This is a genomic window from Hyunsoonleella rubra (genome assembly GCF_042684665.1).
Classification (GTDB): Bacteria; Bacteroidota; Bacteroidia; order Flavobacteriales; family Flavobacteriaceae; genus Jejuia; species Jejuia rubra.
Genome location: NZ_JBHULY010000005.1, coordinates 41,341 through 62,857, shown reverse-complemented (window position 1 = coordinate 62,857; position 21,517 = coordinate 41,341). Strand labels below are relative to the sequence as shown.

Genomic DNA, 21,517 nt, shown 5'->3' with positions numbered 1-21,517 from the left:
TTATGCTAATTATTTTAAGGAGATTAGTTTACTTTCTCAGAAAGTACATGGAATGAAATTTTTATCATGCGAATTTTGGATTTCCTTCATTGCTTTTCATATATATTTGCTTCAAAAATATTTTTATGCCTAAACTTACTAAGTTCTTATTGTTGATTATTACTTCTACTTTAATTTGGAATTGTTCGTCAGATGACAATAATTGTCCTGACGTCATTATAGTTGACATAAATGACCCTGAAAGTATTAAGCGTGCTGAAGACTGTGGTTTAGCCCCAGCAGAACCAGTAGGAACTATATGGGTTTCTGAGAACCATAGGATAAAGTACAATTTAAGGAATCTGAAAGTTGATTAAAACTTCATCTTGAATAAAGGTAGATTTTGGCCCAGTAATTAGGGCCAAGAATGTATTGTCGAAAACCTAATTCGCAAAATGAGCCTCCAATTCCTTCAAAGTAGCTTCATTAGTAATCAAATCCTTAACAATTTCACCCTTTTCTAAAACCACGATACGCTCGCATACATCGGTCACATGTAATAAATCATGACTTGAAATCAGCACGGTAACTCCTTGTTTTTCTGCAAGATGCTTTACAATTTCTTTCAGTCGGATTTGGGTAGTGGGATCCAGATTGGCAAAGGGTTCGTCCAAAATCACCACTTCGGGGTTTCCAATAAGTGCCGCCACAATGCCCGCCTTCTTTTGGTTACCCTTGCTCAAATCGCGCAGGTATTTCTTTTTCCCCAAAATTTCACCATGGAAAAAATCCTCAAACTGAGACACAAATGCATCCACGGTCGCCTTATTTTGTCCGCGAAGCTCACCTACAAAATAGAAATATTCCTCTGGCGTTAAATAGCCTATCAAAAAACTTTCATCAATAAAAGCCGAAGTAAAGGGTTTCCAATCCTCACTTTTATTCACTTGGATGTCATGCGATACGATATGCCCCGTAGTAGGTTGAATTAAATCCAATAGTAGGCTGAAATAGGTGGTTTTCCCTGCCCCGTTATTCCCAACCAAACCGAAACTTTGCCCCTTCGGAATGTCCAAGCCCTCGATATGCAATACTTGATTGCCATTGTATGATTTTGATAAATTTGTTGTAGTAATCATAGCTTTTAATTTTCCTGATCGAACGCATCGATCATTTTATATTTTGATCCTAAATATTTTTTGGTGATAAAACTCATAATCCTGTGATGCAAAATGATGCCCATAATGCCCATTATAACTAGTATCAAGCATGCCAGTTCAAAATTTAGCAACCAACTAAGCAACCAAAACAAGGCCATGGGAAACAATAACAATGGAATCCCGATGAGCCACTGCATCGCGCCTGTTCCTTGATAATTAAAGGTCGCTTTTTGGTCCAAATTTATTCGTTTACGATTGTACGAACCACCCAAAAGGATGACGTGGGTATTTACTCCAATATTATAAATGGCGGCCACAAAATGGGCAATCAATATTTTCCACCCGAAATACACATAAGGGATTCCCAAAACAAAAAGTATCACCACACTAATTGCCATTAAGGTGAATTTAGATTTCAGATATTGCTCATACTTGATGTTTTGGCTCATCAGCAATTTGTAGTAAGCGCTGTCCCATGCCGGTACAAACTGCCCGAAGTTCATCAGGAAAATACCTGTTGAAAATATCCCAACAAAAATGAAAAACACCTCTTTGTCTTGAAATTTTGGGTTAACATAAATGAACAAGCCATACAATAGGCCCATCGCCAACATCCAAAGAGAGGATTTTGTGCGCTTATTGCGCAAAATCAATTTTAAGTCCAATTGCATAAACGGTGCAATATCCCCAAAACTTTTGGTCCATTCCATGCTGGAGGTGCTGACTTCCTTTACCGCAGTTTTCAAACCACTGTCTAAAAACAGTTTCTTTTGCAGTAGTATAAAATTGACCCAATACAGTAAACTCAAAATAAGGATAGGCACCAAGATAAGTAATGGGGAGGTGTAAACGGCATTGTATGCCTTTCCGAAAATAGCTGAAAGGGATATAACATTGAAATGGTTCAATGCATACAAGCCCCCAGCCAGTAAGATAATTGGCAAAAACGACAATTCAGTCTCGGCCGAAAAATTTTCGATAATAAAATTCAGGAAATTGATGATTAACGCCGTGAGCACCAATGCCAATATCCAAACTAATGTATGACCTGCCGGATAGCCCTCTATCAACAATCTAATTCCAAATGGGACAATAGCAAAAAGAGGCAGGAAGTTGAAAAAGGACAGTGCCGATTTTCCAAGGACGTAGTTTACTATGTAACTTCTTTTGATGGGTAACGTCAATAAAGGTTTGACGCTCATTACGGGTAGTTTCTGAAAGAAAAAGCGAAATACCAAATCACCTAAAATCCAAAAAAACAAGAAGTTGTTTAATATATTTAACGGGTTTTGGTTTGGAAATTTTTTATTCAAAATAGGATACAATGCAATACCAGCACTCAGAAAACTGACAATAAAATACAATGCCACAAAACCCATAAGGATTTTTAACCCCAGGGTTTTCCCAAAACTTGCCGATCTAAAAAACGACTTCCATTCTAATCGTAAAAAACGTTTTATCATGGCTTTTACCTATTGATACTTTTGAGCTACCCCTTGTACTTCCATGCCCCACGTTTGGCCCAACAGCATACCTTTTTGTGCCAGCATTACTTGTTTTCCAGCCAGTTTTTTGCCTAATTCGGTATTGTAAAACTTTACCAGTTCTTGGATCTCTTCCCTTGTAAATTCGGCCATATATAAATCCGCCAATTTATCATATAAACCCCCTAAAGTTCCGTTGGCTTCCTTTGTGTAAGCCTCCTTTTTTTCTTCTGGAACCATAGCTCCAAGTTGACCAATGGCCGATTCAAACGCTTTGGTAGCTCCAGTGATTTTTATAAATTCAATGGTTTCGGATTTGAAATCGGTACTCTCCTGTGCCGTTATAGATAGTGTAAAAATAAAGACAAGCGCAAGTAAACTATTTTTCATTTTGAAAAGAAATTATGGTTAATGTTAATTCGTGTTATCGGTATACAAATTTGAGGAAACGTTACATCTCAAAATGCATTTTTCCATAAAAAAGTGAAATTGGAAGATTTGAATCAAACGCCATCCATTATTCCTCCCGAAATCTTGGGTTCACCAAAGCGCGCATATTTCTGATATAGGATTCCAACTCGGCAAGCCTCTCAACAGTTTCCTTGGTACCCAATTCGGTGAGGGTGTAATATTTCCGCATGCGATTGGCCACTTTTTTAAATTCGACATCTACCAAACCCTGTGCCTCCAACTTGTGTAGAGCGGGATATAGTGCACCCTCAGTTATTTTCAGTTCACCCTTCGTTATTTCCTTAATTCTTTGAGCAATTTCATAGCCATACATCCTATCGTGCTCGTTTAATAGCTTCAAAATAATAGTGGATATACTTCCCTTGTATAAACTGTTGTTTTCCATAGTTGTAAATATACATTGTTTTCTTATGCATAGAATAATTATGTATTTATTTTTTTCTGAAAATCTGCATTAAATGATGTGGCTTCATTATTTTTGCGAAAACTATATTTTAGCATGTCCGGATTCCACAAACTTTCAGTAAAAACCATCAAAAGAGAGACTGATAAATCTGTAAGTATTTCATTTAATGTACCCGAAAACTTAAAAGATAAATTCCAGTTTAAGGCAGGGCAATACATTACCTTAAAATCTGAAATCAATGGTAATGAAGTGCGCAGGGATTACTCCTTGTGCGTTTCTCCCAAAAGTGGTGATTTAAAAGTAGCTGTTAAAGAAGTTAAGGACGGTACGTTTTCGGCCTATGCCAATAATGAATTAAAAGTGGGCGACACTCTTGAAGTAGCGCCCCCAAAAGGACGCTTCACATTTGAACCCAATGACAAAAAGACCAAAAACATTGCTGCCTTTGCTGCCGGGAGTGGTATTACTCCTGTTTTGAGTATCATCAAATGTGCTTTGGAAGAAGAAGTGCATAGTAAAGTAATTTTGGTCTATGGCAATAAATCCACCAAAGATACAATGTTCTTGGATGAGTTGCTTGAACTGCAGCATACCCATAAAGACCGATTTTCCATTCAATTTGTATTCAGCCAATCGGATGAAGAAAACTCTATTTTCGGGCGAATTGAAAAGAGTACGGTTAATTATGTGATGAAAAATAAGCATAAGCATGTTGAAGTGGATGCCTTTTACTTGTGTGGTCCGGAGGCTATGATACACGTGGTAAAAGACGTTTTAACAGGCCATGGCATTGATGAGGATCGCATACTTTTTGAATTGTTTAAAGCCGCCAAGACCAGTGAAATTGAAGGAGATCGAACTGCCGCCGTGGGCAATACAAAAATAACCGTCGTAGTGGATGACGAGGAAACCACCTTTGAAATGTCCCAAAAGCAAACCATCTTAGAGGCGGCTTTAGATGAAGATTTGGATGCCCCTTATTCTTGCCAGGGAGGTATCTGCAGTAGTTGTATGGCTAGGGTAACCGAAGGTGAAGCCACCATGCGTCAAAACAACATTCTTACCGAAACTGAAGTTGCCGAAGGCTTGATTTTAACTTGTCAAGCGCATCCCACCACGCAAACCATTGTCGTGGATTACGATGACGTTTAGAAATATGTACCAACTAACACTCTGGCCAGCACTAATTTGGTAAAATTAGAGGATAGATTTTATTTTCCCAACTACAGCTTCTGGTAAAATACTGGCCGAGGCATCTTCATAGCCTTTTGGGCATTTATTTCCATAAACTGAGGTTGGTATCAACGGAAATTGCTCCCTATCAGCCAAAAGAGCGTAATCTTCGGGCTGATTAAATGGTGCGAATCCCGCGTACGGATGGGTCACTCCCCAAACGCTCACTACTTTAATACCCAGCATGGCCGCTACATGAGCATTTCCCGAGTCCATGGATAACATGACATCTAAATTTGAAATGACGTCCATCTCTTCATTCAAAGTCAACTTGCCTGCAACACTTGAGACGTTGCTGAAATCTGCTTGAATATCGTTTAGCAATTGAATTTCCTTTTCCCCACCACCAAACAGAATGATGCTATAATCCTTCTGAAGTTGCGCAATGACTTCCTTCATCAAATCCAAAGGGTACATTTTTCCTTGATGCGCCGCAAAAGGCGCGATGCCGATACACTTTTTGAAATTCTTGCCAAAATAGGCTCTTGTTTTTACATCCAGATTCCCCTTTTTTGGAAAATTGGGGTTTGATATATCCACCTCGTAACCCAAAGCCATAAAAACATCAGCATAACGCTGATGCGTCGTTTTCAATTGTTTGAATGTTTTTCCATCTATTAGTGCCTTTTTTTCTTTACGCCCTTTATCTATGGAAATGAACCTTCTGCAACGAATAAACTTCTTTAAAACCTTACTGCGAAGGACGCTGTGCAAATCCGCTATCGCATAAATCTGATGTTCACTATTGAGTTGTTTTGCCAATTTATAAAGGCCAAAAACACCCTTATGTTCGCCTTTAACATCCGCCGAAAAGACATCGACATTTTCAATATCCCTAAAAAAAGGTTTGAAAAATCCTTTGGTTAAAACGGTAATTTTTAATTCTGGGTGTTGAGTTGTTAATGCCCATAAAACCGGGACGGTCATAGCCACATCCCCCATGGCGGAAAGGCGGATGACGAGGATGTGTTTTGAAGCTTTGGGCATCTCAATTGATATTGAGATTCCTGTTTTCACAGGAATTCTATTTTTGGGAGCGCAATACAGGGTTCAGCTCGTCGTCATTATACATCTTCATTTGCTTATACACCTTCATGTATTTATCGCCTTTTTCAATATCGCTCAATAAGGTATCAATAGCCGTGGATAAATCTACACGTTGCTCTAAAAGCACATCCAATTTCTTTTGGCATGACGCCCTATGTGCTTCCGAAGCATCAGTTCTTGTGGCCTCTTCATTCATATGGTAAATCTTAAGGGCCAAAATTGAGAGCCTGTCAATTCCCCATGCTGGACTTTCCGTATTTATAGTAGCATCCGATTTTGCAGTAACATCTTTATATTTTTCCAAAAAATAACTGTCAATATATTCTACCATATCTGTTCTATCTTGATTGGAGGCATCAATCTGACGCTTCAATTTCAGAGCGGCTACTGGGTCGATATTTGGATCTCGGATAATGTCTTCATAATGCCACTGCACCGTATCAATCCAACACTTTCGGTACAGCAAATGTTCGATTAAATTTTCCTTTGAATAGGGGTTCTCAAACGATTGGTCAACGGTGTTAATCACGTGGTATTTTTCAATTACGTCTTGAAATATCTTATTGGCTTTGGTAGTGAACATATTGCGCAGTGTTTAGAGCACAAAACTACATAAATTAAATAAGAATCCTTAGCTGATTGTGGTGTAGTTTATGAACTCAGATCTTGTATGAAGCTATTTCAAGTTCGGCTTATAATTCTTTATTTGGTTAACTTTACTTTCTTAAAAAACTGTTATGCACATTCATCATCTATCCAAGGAAAACTCCATTTTAAATCAATTTATTTCTGAAATACGGAATATCAAAGTTCAAAAGGACAGTATGCGTTTCCGAAGAAATATCGAAAGGATAGGCGAGATTTTAGGTTACGAAATGAGCAAAACCCTAAACTATGAACCAAAAACCGTAACAACTCCTTTGGGTGAAACCGCGATAGATATCATTGACGACCAAATTGTACTATGCTCTGTTTTAAGAGCAGGTGTACCGCTACATACGGGTTTATTAAATTATTTTGATACTGCTGAAAATGCCTTTATATCAGCCTACCGCCACCACAAGGGCGACTCCGAAAGTTTTGAAATTGTAGTAGAATATCTAGCTTGCCCAGATCTCGAAAACAAAACGCTTGTTTTGGCCGATCCAATGTTGGCAACCGGCCAATCTTTTGCGTCTACTTTTAATGCCTTAAAATCCTTTGGTACACCAAAAGATATACATTTAATCTCGGTAATTGGAGCGCAAAAAGGGGTTGAATATGTCGTTGAACACTTTCCGGAACAAACGCATTTATGGGTTGCATCCATCGATTCAGAATTAAATGACAGGGGTTATATCATACCAGGACTGGGAGACGCAGGTGATTTGGCCTTTGGCAAAAAACTACAGCATTAACAGGAAGAACGGCATCAAAACAAGAATAGACAGAAATACTTCGCGAAACCATTTCTCATTGATCACCTCAATATAGTTAGAGACAATAATTGCCAGAGGCGCATACATAAATAGAAACTCGCTACCCTGTTTATTTGGAGATAATATAACGATTAGGAATGAAATCACTACGGTTATCATCACCAAATTAAAGGCCGGGCGCAAGGATTTTTTCTTTTCCCGGATACTTCGGATGTAAAATAAGGAGGACCAAAGTCCGAATGAAAATAACAGCGTTGTAGCAATTAAAAAGGGTGTCGTGTTATAATTTGTGAAATCAAAACTTACTTGAAATCCATTGAAATAATAACCCATCAAATCAAAGTCTATAAAAAAACATACGCAGTAAGCAATGAGCAAAACTGCTATGATTGCCGTTAACGGCACGAGCCAATTTCTCAGCTTATTCTCTGTATAAAGCAAAACAGCCATGGGTAGGAGAATAAAAAAAAGAATAGCCCAAGGATGAAACAACGTTGCAATGGCTATCCAAAATGAAGTATCAAACAGTTTTTTCAACACGCTTTTTTGAGATCGTAAACTAATCATTCTTCTTAAGCTAAACAGCAAAAACACGTTGGAGAGCATAACACTGATACTTCCAGTGGTTTGGGGTATCAGCAATAAAAAAAAACCGTAAAGTACAATTTCAAAGCTATTGTGTTTGGTTAAGTTGTTTTTACTCGAGACAAAATTGAGTATCAAAACAGAAAAAAAACTTATTCCTAAACATAGCAACATTTGCACCACGCTTGCGGATGAAAAGCTATGTTTGGCCGAATTGAATGTAAATATAGAACAGGCCAAACCGATAAGAAAAAAAACGATTATGAGATTTACAGGTTTAGATTTTCTAAAAATACTTGTTATCATTAACGGTTTTTGTATTTTTGTTCCGTAAATATACTAATCATGAAAGACTTCTTTTACGCGATACAGGATTTATTTGTAAACGTGCTTTTTGCACCTTATGATGCTTTAAGAGCCTTAGAATTAGATAATTGGTGGTTGGCCAATATCGTATCTTGGATTTTCCTAATTATCGGTTTTGTTGCTGCTATTTACTGGATGAAGCAACTGAAAATTTTTAATGATAACAACGAAGAGGACAAAACGGTTACGGCCCACCAATATTTATAGGTCGAAACCGATATCCTTACGATAATACATCTTATCAAAATGTAGCTTTTCTATACTTTGATAAGATTTTTTTATGGCCTCTTGATAGGTATCGCCATAAGATGTAATAGCAATAACGCGCCCCCCAGAAGTGACTACTTTTCCATTTTTCAATTGAGCTCCTGCATGAAACGGAATAGATTCCTCAATGGCTTCAAGCCCCTTTATTTCCTTTCCTTTTTCATAGGCTTCCGGATAACCTCCCGAAACCATCATTATTGTAGTAGCGGCGCGCTCGTCGATGTCAATATCAATTTTATCCAAAGTACCGTTGGCCATTGCCTGCAGTATTTCAACTAAATCGTTCTTTAGCCTTGGGAATACCACTTCGGTTTCCGGGTCTCCCATACGCACATTGTATTCAATAACTTTTGGATCCTCACCAACTTTAATCAAACCTATAAAAATGAAGCCAACGTAAGGCAGATTATCCTTTTTTAGACCTTCCACCGTTGGTTTAACGATACGCTCTTCAATCTTGTTTAAAAATTCATCCGTTGCAAAAGGCACCGGGGAAACAGCACCCATTCCTCCGGTATTCAATCCTGTATCACCTTCACCGATGCGCTTATAATCCTTTGCCGTTGGCAGGATTTTATAATTATTACCGTCGGTTAAAACAAAACAGCTGAGTTCAATACCATCTAAAAATTCCTCAATTACTACTTTGTTGCTCGCCTCCCCAAATTTGGCATCCACCAACATACGTTTCAATTCAGTTTTGGCTTCATTTAAATCACTTAAAATCACAACGCCTTTTCCTGCCGCCAAACCGTCTGCTTTTAAAACGTAAGGCGGATTGAGTGTTTCCAAAAAGGCATAGCCCTGCTCTACGGTATCTTTGGTAAAACTTTCATAAGCTGCAGTTGGAATATTATGCCGATACAAAAACTCCTTTGCAAATTCTTTGCTTCCCTCAAGTTCGGCCGCTACTTTTTGGGGGCCAATCACCGAGACATGACTGATTTCCTCATCCTTAAGAAAAAAATCATGTACCCCTTGTACCAAAGGATCTTCGGGGCCAACTACCACCATGTCAATTTTCTTTTCAATAACCAGACTTTTGATAGCCTCAAAGTCGGTAACGTCAATATCAATATTGGTTGCCACTTTAGCCGTTCCTGAATTTCCTGGAGCAACGTAGAGGTTTTCACATCTTTCACTTTGCGCTATTTTCCACGCAAACGTATGTTCTCTGCCACCAGAGCCTAGCACTAAAATATTCATTAGTATTGTTTTTAGATTCCCGCCGTGGCAGGAATGACAAATTATCGGTTTTAAGACGTTTCTATGGTTTGCGCAAAAATAAAACTAATGCGACTAAATCACGAATAATTTTTATTTACTTTACGGTTAATCTGTATTTCCGTGAATTTTTTTAATCTTTCGTTGCAACTCAAGGGCTTTCCTATAAAGAAGGCCAAACAGGATTTTGCCCAGATCCAAAGCCAATCGGAAGATGAATTTATAGCTTATTTTCAGAATAAAAAACGGCAGATTCTTGAGTACCATTTAAACAACAACCCTTTTTACAAAAATTTTGTGAAAGGAGCCGATTTGAGCGATTGGAATTCCATCCCAATCACTCATAAAAGCGATTTACAGATTCCATTGGCCCAAAGATTATCAACCGGATTTACGACAAAAAACTGCCATTTGCACAAAACTTCCGGTTCCTCAGGGACACCATTAATTTTTGCAAAGGATAAATATTGCCACGCCCTAACTTGGGCCAATTTTATGGACCGCTATGCTTGGTACGGCATTGATGTAGAAACATCAAAACAGGCCCGTTTTTACGGTATGCCTTTATCAGGAACTGGGCATTATAAGGAGCGATTAAAGGATAAATTGGGCAATCGTCATCGGTTTTCAGTTTTTGACTTGAGCGATGATGCATTCGAAAGGCATATTCATCAATTTGAAAAAACAGCTTTTGATTATATAAATGGTTACACCAGCACTATTGTGCTATTTGCCAAATATTTAGAAGAAAAGGGGATTGTTTTGAAAACAATTTGCCCCAGCTTGAAAGTATGTATTGTGACCGCAGAAATGCTTTTTGAAGATGATAAGGTTCTATTAGAAAAGCAATTGGGTGTCCCAATTATCAATGAATATGGCTCAGCGGAATTAGGGCTGATCGCCTTCAACAATCTACAAGGTGAATGGCAAGTAAATACACAAGACCTCTTCGTGGAAATTCTTGATGAAAATGACAATCCAGTTCCAAATGGAAAGGAAGGACGTGTAGTTATTACTTCACTCTATAATATGGCGCATCCTTTTATTCGTTATGATATTGGGGATTTTGGGTCTATTTTGCCTTCTTCCTCAATTCAAAAACCAATTTTGCAAAGTTTGATGGGTAGGACAAGTGATGTGGTTAAACTTCCCAGCGGTAAAACGGCGGCGGGCCTCACTTTTTATTATGTTACCAAAACCATAATTGAAGACGATGCCGATGTCAAAGAGTTTGTTATTGACCAATTAACGCTGGACACTTTTAAAATCACTTATGTGAGCTCCGATAATCTTACCGCGGAAAAAATAAAAGCTATTCACCAAGCTGTAGAAAACTATCTTGAACCGGGTTTGACCATTCACCTCAATAGAACCAACAAATTGGAGCGAACCAGTTACGGAAAACTAAAACAGTTTACATCCCACTTGACCTAACGGTTTGCTTGGATTTTACAAAAAAATACTCGAACAAAAACAAGGCCAAATAGTATAGCGACTTTGCAGTTGAAAAGCCCAAACCCTTTTTGTACACCAGATAATTATATTTTAATAAGTTGAATTTATTGGATGAAATGGAGTTCTTTCTAATTCTGTAAACTCCTAAAGGCTCTTGTATGCCCAAAGCTGATTTTTTACTTTTTTTGACGGCTTTAAGCCATAGCAACCAATCCTGGCGTTTGCGTAAATTTGGGGCGTATACTTTTCCTAAAACCTTGGTATTATAGATTCCTGTTAAGTTCCCGATGTAATTGCATCTTAAAAATTTTTGATACGAAAGTTCTGGAAGTGCCACGACAGTTTTGTGTAAAAGTGCTCCCGATTCATCCATTAAATCATAGCTGGAAAAGCATATATCACAGTTGTTTTTATTCATGAAGTTGATTTGCCTTTCTAATTTGTGTGGCTTCCAAAGGTCGTCTGCATCTAAAAAAGCAATATAGTCACCTTTGGCGTGTTCAATGCCCTTATTTCGTGAAATGGCGGCACCGTAGTTTTTTTCGTTTTGGATCAGTTTAATATTGGGGTACTTCTTTAGGTAGTTTTTAATTGTCTCAACAGTACTATCTGTTGAGGCATCATCAATTAGCAATAATTCCCAATTGGATTGAGACTGATTTAAAACACTTTGTATGGTTTGATCAATATATGCATTGGAATTAAAGGTAGGCATTATAATTGAAACCATAGGAGCTGTTTCCATCTTAATACGCCTTCTTTTCACCCTTGAAGATATTGATAATCGTTTGAAAAATAATTTTCAAATCGAGTAGGAGCGACCAATTTTCGATATAAAAAATATCCATTTTAACACGGTTGATGATGTCGCTATCAGATTCTATTTCACCTCTAAAACCACTTACCTGCGCCAGCCCAGTGATTCCGGGCTTTACGTTGTGGCGATACATAAAATTGTATTTATCAATGATTTTGGCATACTCATCTGTGTATGAAAGCATGTGAGGCCTAGGGCCTACAACGCTCATTTCTCCCCGTAAAACGTTAATAAACTGGGGCATTTCGTCAATACTTGTTTTTCGCAAAAATTTCCCAATCTTAGTAATACGCTCATCGCCTTGGGTGACATAGGTGCCTTTCAATTCCTGCGTAGTTCTTAAGGAGCGGTACTTGTAACAATTGAATTCCTGATAATTAATGCCATTTCTTTTATGCCTGTAGAATAGCGGGCCCTTAGATTCAAGCTTAATCAATATAAACAAAATAATGGAAAGCCAAGACATGATGAAAATAATAACGAATAGTGAAAATACAATGTCAAAACTTCGTTTGACAAACTTATTCAAATCATCGTTTAGGGAAACCTCTGGCAGGGAAAGTACCGGCAGGTAACTGTAATAATCTGTTTTTAAACGCTTTGTTAAAATTTTGTCTGAACTAGGTATAAACTTTATGTTGCATTTGTTTTTCTCTGCGTATTGCATAAACTTCTTTACCTGTTTATCGTTCAGTTCATCTATGGCACAGTAAATCTCGTCTATTTCATGGTTTCTCTCTAAAAATTTATAACTCTCATTTATGGTTCCCGATACGTTTTCTGCTTCTTTGGAATTAGTAAAAAACCCTTTTAGGTTATATCCCAATTCCTCTTTTTCAGTAAAGAGCTGTCGGAGTTCTTTGGCGTTATCGCAACCCCCGATGATCAACACGTTCCTTAGATTTCCTTTTAAATACGCCCGAAACCCTTTGAGGGTATAGTAGCTTAAAAATTTGACAAAGGCTATAGCCAAAAAGGAATAGATCAGATAACTAAAGGTGACAAAGGCATCCAACTCCACACTCCTAAATATCCCAACAAATGCGAAAGTTATGATAGCGTAGGCGCCAAACTGCTTGAATAATAAAGAAACAATATTAAAAGGTGAGGTGTATCTATAAACGCGATAAAACTTTAGCAAATAAGCGGACAAAGACCAAAAAGTGATAGAATAAAAGGCATAGAGAAGGTATTTATTGTTGAGAGGCTCATAAGAGAAAAAGTATAAATCTTCCTCATTCAATCCCAACATATATGCTGCCATTAGATTTAAAATGAATAAATCATATATCACCAACAATGGTTTCAACAACCAGGAATACCTGCCTCTTGCATACTCCATCCACTATTTATTAATATATCCTGAAAAATCTTTATGCTCCCTTTTATAAAGCTCTTCTTGGCTAAGGCCTTTAAAATATTCGAAGGTAATGGCCATCCCCTGTTTTCTGTCAACCTTTGGTTCCCAGCCTAATACTTTTTTCGCCAATGAAATATCCGGTTGCCTTTGCAAAGGATCGTTTATAGGTAGATCTTTATAAATCACTTTGTTTGCAGCCCCTGTAAGCCTTATAATCTCTTCCGCAAAATTCTTTATAGAAATTTCGTTCGGGTTGCCAATGTTCACGGGATATTGATAATCACTTAACAATAATCTGTAAATACCCTCAACCTGATCATCCACAAAACAAAAGGAACGTGTTTGCGAACCATCACCAAAAATTGTTAAATCCTCACCCCGCAATGCCTGTCCCATAAAAGCAGGTATAACACGGCCATCGTTCAATCTCATCCGTGGGCCATAGGTATTAAAAATACGAACAATACGTGTTTCCAGGCCATGAAATCTGTGGTATGCCATAGTTATGGACTCCTGAAAACGCTTTGCCTCATCATATACCCCTCTTGGGCCAATTGTATTTACATTTCCATAGTAGTCCTCGGTTTGCGGATGCACCAAGGGATCTCCATAAACCTCTGAAGTCGAAGCTATTAGTATTCTGGCTTTTTTTGCCATGGCCAAACCCAACAAATTGTGTGTCCCCAAGGCTCCAACTTTTAAGGTTTGAATTGGTATTTTTAAATAGTCTATTGGGCTCGCCGGAGACGCAAAATGTAGAATATAATCTAAATCTCCGTTCACGTTCACGAACTTTGTGACATCATGCTCAACAAATTCAAAATTAGTATGGCCCTTAAGGTGTTTGATATTCTTTTGGTCGCCAGTAATAAAGTTGTCCATTCCGATGACATGATATCCTTCATTTATAAATCTATCACACAGATGAGACCCTAAAAACCCCGCAGCACCTGTAACCAATATTCTTTTCATATTATAATCTAAATTTTACTTGTGGCACCTTATTCATCCTTACTATTTACATTATGCAGGGCCTCTTTGCCCTTATTTTTTACATTATTTACTTTATTCCTAAAACGTATTCTCCTTTTTATATTGGAAAAGCTATAATTGTACCTGTAAAAAAAATATCCTAGCCCTATCACAGTAACTACCAGTACGGCGACCATCCAAAAGTTATAAGACGTGCTTCCTAAAATGATAAATAAATAAACGAATACCAAGTTAAAGGCCCCAATAATTAGACTCGCTTTTTTATGAGACAGATTAAAGTAATCAATTAAGATATGATGCGTATGGTTCCTGTCAGCCGAAAAGGGGCTTTTTCTATTGGCCAATCGAATGGTAAAAACCCTAGCCGTGTCAAAAAGCGGTACAATAAGTATTCCTATGGCAATTAACGGTATGTTCTCAATTAAAAATGGAAGGTGTTCGAGCTTATTGGAAGGAAGTGCCAAAAACTTTAAGGTAAGGATGCTTATGATGAACCCTACTATAAGAGAGCCAGTATCCCCCATAAAAATCTTTTCATGAGAAGCGGATAAGTTATATTTCAAAAATGCAATTAAACAACCATTTAGAGTTAAACTCAATAAAAGATAAAAATAGTCCTTTGTCATATAAAAAATGGTGGAATAAATAATCAGTATTACTATACCCACTATGGCAGCCAAACCGTCAATGCCATCAATAAGATTATAGGCATTAACAATCGTCATCATAATAAATCCGCCAATCAAATAAGATATATACAATGGAATATCATAAACACCAAAAAACCCATGGAGCGAACTAATAACAAACGCTTCGTTACTTAAAACAAAAGCTATTGATATGAACTGTGCGGCCAATTTTGTATATGGAGATAAAACAACCAAATCGTCCTTGAGGCCGATAATAAAAAGAATGGTCAACCCAGGAATAAAAAACATAGCCTCACTATTATCGCTCCATTCCCGTAAAAAAAATAGAGCGAAAATTAATGTGTAAAAAAAAGAAACCCCCCCTAGTGTGGGAGTTCTTTTTAAATGAGAACTCCTACTATTGGGCTTGTCCATAAGGTTTTTGTATTCTACAAGCCGAATAATTTTTGGGATAGTAAAATAGGTTAACACATAAGCTCCAAGGAAAAAAAATACAGGATAATAAAGTGTCAAATGATTTTATTTTAGTAGTGTCAAATACCTACAAATATATAAAAACCTACTCATTTTAACAGATTTACAGTTTAACCTTTAGTTTGGGCTTATAGAAAAAATGATGTATCAAAAACACAATCATGTGATATAAAGACCGCAAGAAAGACATCCTTAACTCTTTTCTATAAACACTGAAATTATATTTAACTAGCTTTAATTTGCTTTTGCTTAGAGATGAGTTACCCAATCTATAATAAGCAAGAGGTTCCTGTAGGCCATGGGCATAATCAATTTCTTTGAGCATTTTTAGCCATAAGGCCCAGTCTTGTCTTTTCCTTATTTCCGGCATATCCCTTTTGCCAAAAAAATATGAATCATATATAACTGTTAAACAGCCCATGTACCCCCCATTTTTTAACAACATTCCAAAGTTAACTTTTTTGGGCACCTTTACTTTCGTCAACAATCTTCCAGTATCACTATCAAATTCAAAATACATTGAGTAGGTAAGGTTAAAGCTATTTTCTTCCATGAAAGCTATTTGCCTCTCTAATTTAATATTACTCCAGTAATCATCAGAATCTAAAAAAGCTATATACCTGCCAGTTGCTTTTTCCAAGCATTTATTTCTTGACCTCCCTGATCCCATATTTTTGTCAGAAATGAAAAGTTTAATACGTTTGTCCTTCGCACAATAATTTTGGATTATTTCGACCGAATTGTCAGTCGAGCAGTCATCCACAATTATCATTTCCCAATTGCTATATGTCTGTGAAAGCACGGAATCAATCGTCTTGGATATATAATCCTGACAATTAAATGATGGGGTAATTATTGAAACCTTATCTCTGACTTTAGTCTTTTCTTCCATCCTTCATCTTGGTTGATTTAAATTTCTCTCTAAAGATAACCTCGGGTACTGGCGAGCTACTTTTTAAAATTTGAAATGAATTATAAATACTGTTAGATTTCCTAACGATGCCTTTTTTTATCATATCTTCAAAAAAATCAGCAGTGCTAATATCGATAAGATGTACTTTCTTTTTCATTTCTAAAGCTTCTATAATGGCTGTGGAGTATACGCCTATAACTAGGTCACTAGCATTTATTAGGCTTTTTATTTTGCCTTCTTTTACAATTGTTAGTTTCTTATTGGTCGCATATATTTTCTCATATTCCCGCTCTTGTAAATCAATATGTTTTGGATGTAACTTGAGAAACACTTTAACTTCATGGGGCAACCTGTCAAGATCAGAAAGAAAATCTATTATTTCGCTTGTTAAAGTATGCTGTCCCACAATAGTAAATACTTTATCGTATTTTTCGCTCAAATTAACCAGACCCTCCTCTTTTTCTTGATTAAGCTTATTGACTTCAGAGTTATACGTAAAGTCTCCTTTTACAAAAATCTTCTCTTCCTTCCATTTATTGCCCAACAAAACGCCTTTATAATATTCAGACCATACTAATATTTTATCAGGATTTAAGTAATCCAGGTCATCATTTAAGGGAAGTAGGTAGCCAATATGATATTTATAAATATGTCCATGTTGCACTTCCGTTACCTGAACTTTGTTTTTTTTGCATGCTTTGGTAATAATTAATTTTAACGGGCTATAAGCTGATTTTAGATAAACTTCTTTTGGCTTGTAGAATTTCAAAATATTTTCATAAAGCTTTATCCTATTTACGTTTGTGTAAATTTTGTTCCTTATCAGGTTACGAGCCTCCTTAGGAATAGTTGATCCGGTTAGATCATAATATAACCCAGAATACATTTCTATAATCCTATTTACTTTAGAATTGAATTCCTCTTTGACTATTTTTCCCTTAAACATCCGTTCTAAGATATAGAAAATTCCAGCCTTTACAGTGATGCTTTTGTTTGAAATATTATTAAAATGATAATTTAATAAGTTGGGGTACTCCAATATTGCCTTGGCTGAAACGTCATTACGAATTAATTTATCAAAGTAATTGTCAACGTAGGTATCCTCTATCTTGATTTTATTATCAGTATTGGTTATGTAAATGGTTTTGTTCTTCAATATATGCTGTTTAGCAAAAAAAGAACATGCACTTTTTAAGACTTTAAAGTAGTTGATCTTAACCTTGTCCTTATTGTTCTTTTTAATAGCATCTTCAATATTACCACTGAATATTAAGGACTCAAAAACTTCAAGTCTAATAAAACAATAGATGGGAAAGTCATTAATTTTTATTGAATGCAACTCATTTGTTTTCTCCCATCTTAAAAATTTTTTTGATATTTCTGCTACATCCATAGGTCCTTAAAGATTATATATACTAAACCAAGAAAACCATAAGTTACCAAAATCACTTTAAGCACATTAAGCTTATGCCTACGCTCTGTATTACTGTAATCCGCTAAAAACAACAATAGCAAAATAGGGAAAAATACTGTCTTGTGCCTTAAATGTCCTGTAATTTGGCTAATTACAAAACAAGAGACAACAAAAACCACTAAAAAGGATTTTTTAAAAGGGTCTTTAAATCTTGTTAGTGAAAAATACAAATAATAACCTATGACAATATACCAAAGCGCGTTACCGATATCCAGAAAAAAAGACGACACTTTAAGTTCTGAATACAAGAGTGTTGGAAGCGGACCAATTATAAAATAGATGAAATAAATTGTCTTCCCTACTAGCCCATTTTCGTACTTTAAAGCTAAGCCAAGTGAGTTATCTTGATTTGAAACATAGCTGTAGTCTTTATAAATATAGTAATACTTTTCAATAACATCAAAATAGAAGAAGAAAGCTAAACTAAGGCAAATTATACCCACAATTAATATTTGCAAACTTCTTTTCTTGTTTTGCTCATTGAAAAAAACGTATGCAAGAACAAATAAAATGGGATACATTATATTTTGATGTCTCATCAAATAAATAAGAATGGTAATTATTAAAAGGTATATCCACTTGATATATACGTTGTAGTTATACCCTATAAAAACATAAACAAAAAGTGTAAACAAAAATGTAACCCAAACATCTCTTAAGCCAATTGAATTAAAATAAATTATAGTTGGAAAAAGTGCCACTAAAATTGCGCTCCTAAATACAAGTTGCTTATTGTAGTCCAGAGCCTGGGCAAGTTTATATATAAGAACGGGCAGAAAAGCTCCAATTACTAAATTATGCAATAAAAAATGGAAATAGGAACTAGAGCTAAAACCTAGAAACCCTAAAATCCTATAAGTACTAGATGTCAAATAGTGAAAAAACGTTAGCCTTTTTAATTCAAAAAAGGCACTAAAGTCTTTATCTAATAAATCCAGGGTTATTTTGTAAAACCCCTTATCATCTAAAAAGGGAGTGTGTAAATCACCTGTTGAATAAAAATTTTCTAAGCAAATAATTATACCAAATATTGTATTAATACCATACGAAAAAAGAAAAAGCTCTCTTTTTTGCCTTCCCGTTAAAAGGAATAAAAATAATGCTCCAAAGATCCAAGTGAAAACAATTGACAAATCATTTATCTCATAAACAAGAATCCCGAGCAATATCATTGCAAGGGACAGGGAAAAAATTACACATTTTCCCAGCATTTTCTCTCTGAATTTTATTCTATCAATCATCAAAAAAAGTTAGGGAGCATGCTTAAAACTGCTCTTCAAGAATCTCGCATCTTCATCTTGGAAATAGAATAAAGCACTAAAAAAAATAAAATATGTAATCCCTTGTTGTCTATTTAGAACTGATTCCACCAAAAAAAACACAAATGTCGAAAAGATAAAAACAAAACTAATAGGACAATCCTTATTTTTCGCTTTTTTTAGCATAAGCACAAATAGAAACAAAGGAAGAACTAGGCTTAAAACACCCCCTCTGGCCCATTCCTCAAGAAATTGATTATGGCAATTGTAATTAAACACTCTGTCATAGGAGTTCTTATTATACTCTTTGTTTAACTCCACTTGAAGGTCTCCACTGCCTACACCCAATATAGGAGCCTCAGCTATTACTGACAGTGCTGACTTGTAGATTTTCCATCTTATTCCAGAGTCGGCCGACAATTTTAATATCCTAATATTGTGGAATCGAGCCGGATGGTAAACAAAATAAATTGTTCCTATTACTATTGAAGAAAACAAAAATACAATTCCTACAATAAATTTCTTTGTTGAAACCACAATATATATAAACAAAGAAACAGGAAAGACTAAAAGAACCAACCTAGCTTCTAAAGTGAGAATTATACCAATAAATATAAGCATTAACAAAGCTAAACATGCCTTTTTAATATAGTTATTACTTGACAACAAAAACTCTAGTGCAATAAAAAAGCTAAGAAGAGAGTACATGGCAAAAAATGAAGGATGTTTATCAATGGGGTTTAAAATAATATCGCTCCAATACCAATTACTTATATAAATCTGCTTAATGTGTCCATAAACTCCAGGTGTTAGTTCAACCCCTATTAGGCAAATTATTGCGCCTATTACAACGCCGGCTATAAACGATAACTTTACAAGGTTAATACTTCTCTTCCTTAGTCCGATTAATAAAAATGGAAATAGCAAAAAGGGTATTCTTCTTGCCATTAATGTGAAGGCAACATCAAAATTTCCGTACTCCGTATAACATAGCCCAACTAATATCAACAAAACAGATGCAAGCAAGACCTTGAAAAAACTAGTCTTTAAAATGTATCGAATCCGTTCTTTATCAAAATAAAGTAGTCTTAACAAAACTGCAATAGTCATAAACATATTGAAGTAAAATGTGGGCATAGACAGGCTAAATGCACACATTACAATACCGGCATCAGGCAACCAAGTACTTAACTTATTTGTTTTCAGAACCCCTTTCATTTTTTCTTATTCTGCCCATTTGATAAACTAACGGCAACAAAAACATTAGTGAATGGTTCTTGAGAGCTGTATGTGAAAACAAACTATATAGAAAATAAGTAATCAAAAAATAAAAAACCTCTTTTCTGTAAATACTATGCTTTAACGGCATTAAAACAAAAAATATCAAAGCAAAAAGACCAGCGCCAAGTATCAACCCGTAATCTATTACAAACGCAAGCCACTGGTTATGAGGACCTGCATGGGTTCCAGATCTTGATCTAGCACTTTGTTCAGTTTCCACAAATTGATGTTGTCCTATCCCTTTACCAAATACTGGGTCTTCCAAAATCATTTCAATTGCATTTTCCAATAAAATTGTACGGCTGTTTTTTTCAACAATCTCGCCCTGGCCTCCTTCAAAGGGATTTGTAATTGCTTTTATTCTTGCTGTTATTCCAGGGCCAAAATAAATCACCTTCCTTTCCATCAAATCTCTGATGACTGCACTAATTATGACAAAAAGTACGGCGACTATCAAAACTATATTTAATTTAACCTTCCCATAAATAAACCTTAAAAAGAAGTAAACACTAAAAAACAACACTCCTGATAAAGAAAGAGTTATTCCTACAGCACCTCCAACGGCTAAAACGTATAGAAACTTCAATCTTTTGTTAGCAATTGTGTTTTCAGTTAGTATAAGCCCAAAAACAAGAGCAGATGCACTAACATTGGGGTCAAGGTAAAAACCCGCCGCTCTTGCAAAAACCATTGAGAAAGCTCTTCTGTTCCTTGGGTCATCAGTCGAAAAATAATAATTGTCAATATGAGTGATATCATAAATGTTCAAAGCAACCGCCAGCAAAACACCATATACCATAATCTTTAAAGTTATATCAATACTTCCTTTACTTGAAAAGAAGATCATGCAGACCAGCATTATTAAAAAATTTAATAGTGTGGTTTTCAAGTATGCGAAATTGGTAGTAAAGCCGAGAAATGGAACAAAAGAAATGGTAGCTAAGACTAGTAAAACAGATGATAAAAGAATAAAGTAAAAAAGGAGTTTATTCCTAAATAAACCATTTATTACTTTTTTATAGGCCAAAAAAGGGAAAATAAGTAAACAACTTAAGGCAAAAAAGAAAATTGAAGGAATTCTTTTCCAAAGAATTAAATAGTTATCACCATGACAGAAATATAAAAAGACCAAGCAAATACTAACTATCGAAATATAAAGGCTGTCAAGCTTAATCTTTTTGCTCATGAAGCAAATGTATGC

Annotated in this window: 22 protein-coding genes; 5 read left to right on the top strand and 17 right to left on the bottom strand. The window is 35.9% G+C overall.

Translation table 11 applies throughout. The features are described from left to right. Positions 1 to 125: 125 nt before the first annotated feature. Entirely contained in the window at positions 126 to 356 is a 231-nt protein-coding gene (locus tag ACFSR8_RS01150; RefSeq protein ID WP_380288203.1) for a hypothetical protein, read from the top strand. A 66-nt stretch (positions 357 to 422) separates the two neighbouring features. On the opposite strand, the gene ACFSR8_RS01145 is transcribed toward ACFSR8_RS01150, so the two are convergent. The 4 genes from ACFSR8_RS01145 to ACFSR8_RS01130 all read right to left on the bottom strand — a co-directional run bounded on the left by ACFSR8_RS01145 (position 423) and on the right by ACFSR8_RS01130 (position 3,479). Continuing rightward, complete coding sequence (locus tag ACFSR8_RS01145; RefSeq protein WP_380288201.1) at positions 423 to 1,118, bottom strand: ABC transporter ATP-binding protein; 696 nt, start codon at positions 1,116 to 1,118, stop codon at positions 423 to 425. A 5-nt stretch (positions 1,119 to 1,123) separates the two neighbouring features. Then, entirely contained in the window at positions 1,124 to 2,602 is a 1,479-nt protein-coding gene (locus ACFSR8_RS01140) for a DUF5687 family protein (protein ID WP_380288199.1), read from the bottom strand. Positions 2,603 to 2,611: 9 nt separating this feature from the next. Next, a complete protein-coding gene (locus ACFSR8_RS01135; protein ID WP_380288197.1) occupies positions 2,612 to 3,013 on the bottom strand; it encodes a DUF2059 domain-containing protein in 402 nt (133 codons plus the stop codon). A gap of 127 nt (positions 3,014 to 3,140) precedes the next feature. Then, the gene (locus ACFSR8_RS01130; protein ID WP_380288195.1) at positions 3,141 to 3,479 is read right to left on the bottom strand and encodes a PadR family transcriptional regulator; all 339 of its coding nucleotides are present in this window, start codon (positions 3,477 to 3,479) and stop codon (positions 3,141 to 3,143) included. A 114-nt stretch (positions 3,480 to 3,593) separates the two neighbouring features. Between ACFSR8_RS01130 and ACFSR8_RS01125 the strand changes: the two genes are divergently transcribed. After that, positions 3,594 to 4,652, top strand: coding sequence for a 2Fe-2S iron-sulfur cluster-binding protein (locus ACFSR8_RS01125; protein WP_380288193.1), 1,059 nt, complete (start codon positions 3,594 to 3,596; stop codon positions 4,650 to 4,652). 45 nt (positions 4,653 to 4,697) lie between these two features. On the opposite strand, the gene ACFSR8_RS01120 is transcribed toward ACFSR8_RS01125, so the two are convergent. Together ACFSR8_RS01120 and ACFSR8_RS01115 are read right to left on the bottom strand one after the other, a co-directional pair. Beyond that, entirely contained in the window at positions 4,698 to 5,750 is a 1,053-nt protein-coding gene (locus ACFSR8_RS01120) for a glycosyltransferase family 9 protein (protein ID WP_380288191.1), read from the bottom strand. A 7-nt stretch (positions 5,751 to 5,757) separates the two neighbouring features. Further along, entirely contained in the window at positions 5,758 to 6,363 is a 606-nt protein-coding gene (locus ACFSR8_RS01115; protein WP_380288189.1) for a DUF4254 domain-containing protein, read from the bottom strand. 154 nt (positions 6,364 to 6,517) lie between these two features. Here ACFSR8_RS01115 and upp point away from each other — a divergent pair, with 154 nt between their 5' ends. Then, positions 6,518 to 7,177: a uracil phosphoribosyltransferase gene (gene upp / locus ACFSR8_RS01110; protein ID WP_380288187.1), complete on the top strand. Its 660-nt coding sequence runs from the start codon at positions 6,518 to 6,520 to the stop codon at positions 7,175 to 7,177. Here the strand turns inward: upp and ACFSR8_RS01105 are convergent. Next, on the bottom strand, positions 7,166 to 8,089 hold the full coding sequence (locus ACFSR8_RS01105) for a DUF6427 family protein (protein WP_380288185.1): 924 nt from the start codon (positions 8,087 to 8,089) through the stop codon (positions 7,166 to 7,168). The genes upp and ACFSR8_RS01105 overlap by 12 nt on opposite strands. A gap of 39 nt (positions 8,090 to 8,128) precedes the next feature. Here ACFSR8_RS01105 and ACFSR8_RS01100 point away from each other — a divergent pair, with 39 nt between their 5' ends. Then, positions 8,129 to 8,356, top strand: coding sequence for a DUF6341 family protein (locus ACFSR8_RS01100; protein WP_186561382.1), 228 nt, complete (start codon positions 8,129 to 8,131; stop codon positions 8,354 to 8,356). Here the strand turns inward: ACFSR8_RS01100 and purD are convergent. Continuing rightward, positions 8,351 to 9,622 carry a phosphoribosylamine--glycine ligase gene (purD, locus tag ACFSR8_RS01095; protein WP_380288182.1) on the bottom strand — a complete coding sequence of 424 codons (1,272 nt, stop codon included), beginning with the start codon at positions 9,620 to 9,622 and terminating at the stop codon, positions 8,351 to 8,353. The two genes, ACFSR8_RS01100 and purD, sit on opposite strands and share 6 nt — an antisense overlap. A gap of 141 nt (positions 9,623 to 9,763) precedes the next feature. On the opposite strand from purD, the gene ACFSR8_RS01090 reads away from it, so the two are divergent. Beyond that, on the top strand, positions 9,764 to 11,074 hold the full coding sequence (locus ACFSR8_RS01090) for a phenylacetate--CoA ligase family protein (protein WP_380288180.1): 1,311 nt from the start codon (positions 9,764 to 9,766) through the stop codon (positions 11,072 to 11,074). Here ACFSR8_RS01090 and ACFSR8_RS01085 read toward each other — a convergent pair. From ACFSR8_RS01085 to ACFSR8_RS01045, 9 genes are all read right to left on the bottom strand, one after another. Further along, the gene (locus ACFSR8_RS01085) at positions 11,055 to 11,825 is read right to left on the bottom strand and encodes a glycosyltransferase family 2 protein (RefSeq protein ID WP_380288178.1); all 771 of its coding nucleotides are present in this window, start codon (positions 11,823 to 11,825) and stop codon (positions 11,055 to 11,057) included. The genes ACFSR8_RS01090 and ACFSR8_RS01085 overlap by 20 nt on opposite strands. A gap of 16 nt (positions 11,826 to 11,841) precedes the next feature. After that, positions 11,842 to 13,254 carry an exopolysaccharide biosynthesis polyprenyl glycosylphosphotransferase gene (locus ACFSR8_RS01080; protein WP_380288176.1) on the bottom strand — a complete coding sequence of 471 codons (1,413 nt, stop codon included), beginning with the start codon at positions 13,252 to 13,254 and terminating at the stop codon, positions 11,842 to 11,844. Between the two features lie 3 nt (positions 13,255 to 13,257). Then, positions 13,258 to 14,244 carry a UDP-glucuronic acid decarboxylase family protein gene (locus ACFSR8_RS01075; protein WP_380288173.1) on the bottom strand — a complete coding sequence of 329 codons (987 nt, stop codon included), beginning with the start codon at positions 14,242 to 14,244 and terminating at the stop codon, positions 13,258 to 13,260. A 29-nt stretch (positions 14,245 to 14,273) separates the two neighbouring features. Further along, complete coding sequence (locus ACFSR8_RS01070) at positions 14,274 to 15,203, bottom strand: MraY family glycosyltransferase (protein ID WP_380288171.1); 930 nt, start codon at positions 15,201 to 15,203, stop codon at positions 14,274 to 14,276. 289 nt (positions 15,204 to 15,492) lie between these two features. Continuing rightward, positions 15,493 to 16,281 carry a glycosyltransferase family 2 protein gene (locus ACFSR8_RS01065; RefSeq protein ID WP_380288169.1) on the bottom strand — a complete coding sequence of 263 codons (789 nt, stop codon included), beginning with the start codon at positions 16,279 to 16,281 and terminating at the stop codon, positions 15,493 to 15,495. Further along, entirely contained in the window at positions 16,265 to 17,695 is a 1,431-nt protein-coding gene (locus ACFSR8_RS01060; RefSeq protein ID WP_380288167.1) for a hypothetical protein, read from the bottom strand. Before ACFSR8_RS01060 ends, ACFSR8_RS01065 begins: the two co-directional genes overlap by 17 nt. Further along, positions 17,686 to 19,017, bottom strand: coding sequence for a hypothetical protein (locus tag ACFSR8_RS01055; RefSeq protein ID WP_380288165.1), 1,332 nt, complete (start codon positions 19,015 to 19,017; stop codon positions 17,686 to 17,688). Before ACFSR8_RS01055 ends, ACFSR8_RS01060 begins: the two co-directional genes overlap by 10 nt. Positions 19,018 to 19,026: 9 nt before the next feature. Further along, a complete protein-coding gene (locus tag ACFSR8_RS01050) occupies positions 19,027 to 20,253 on the bottom strand; it encodes an O-antigen ligase family protein (RefSeq protein ID WP_380288163.1) in 1,227 nt (408 codons plus the stop codon). Continuing rightward, entirely contained in the window at positions 20,228 to 21,502 is a 1,275-nt protein-coding gene (locus ACFSR8_RS01045) for an O-antigen ligase family protein (protein ID WP_380288161.1), read from the bottom strand. The genes ACFSR8_RS01050 and ACFSR8_RS01045 overlap by 26 nt, the downstream gene beginning before the upstream one ends. Positions 21,503 to 21,517: the final 15 nt, after the last annotated feature.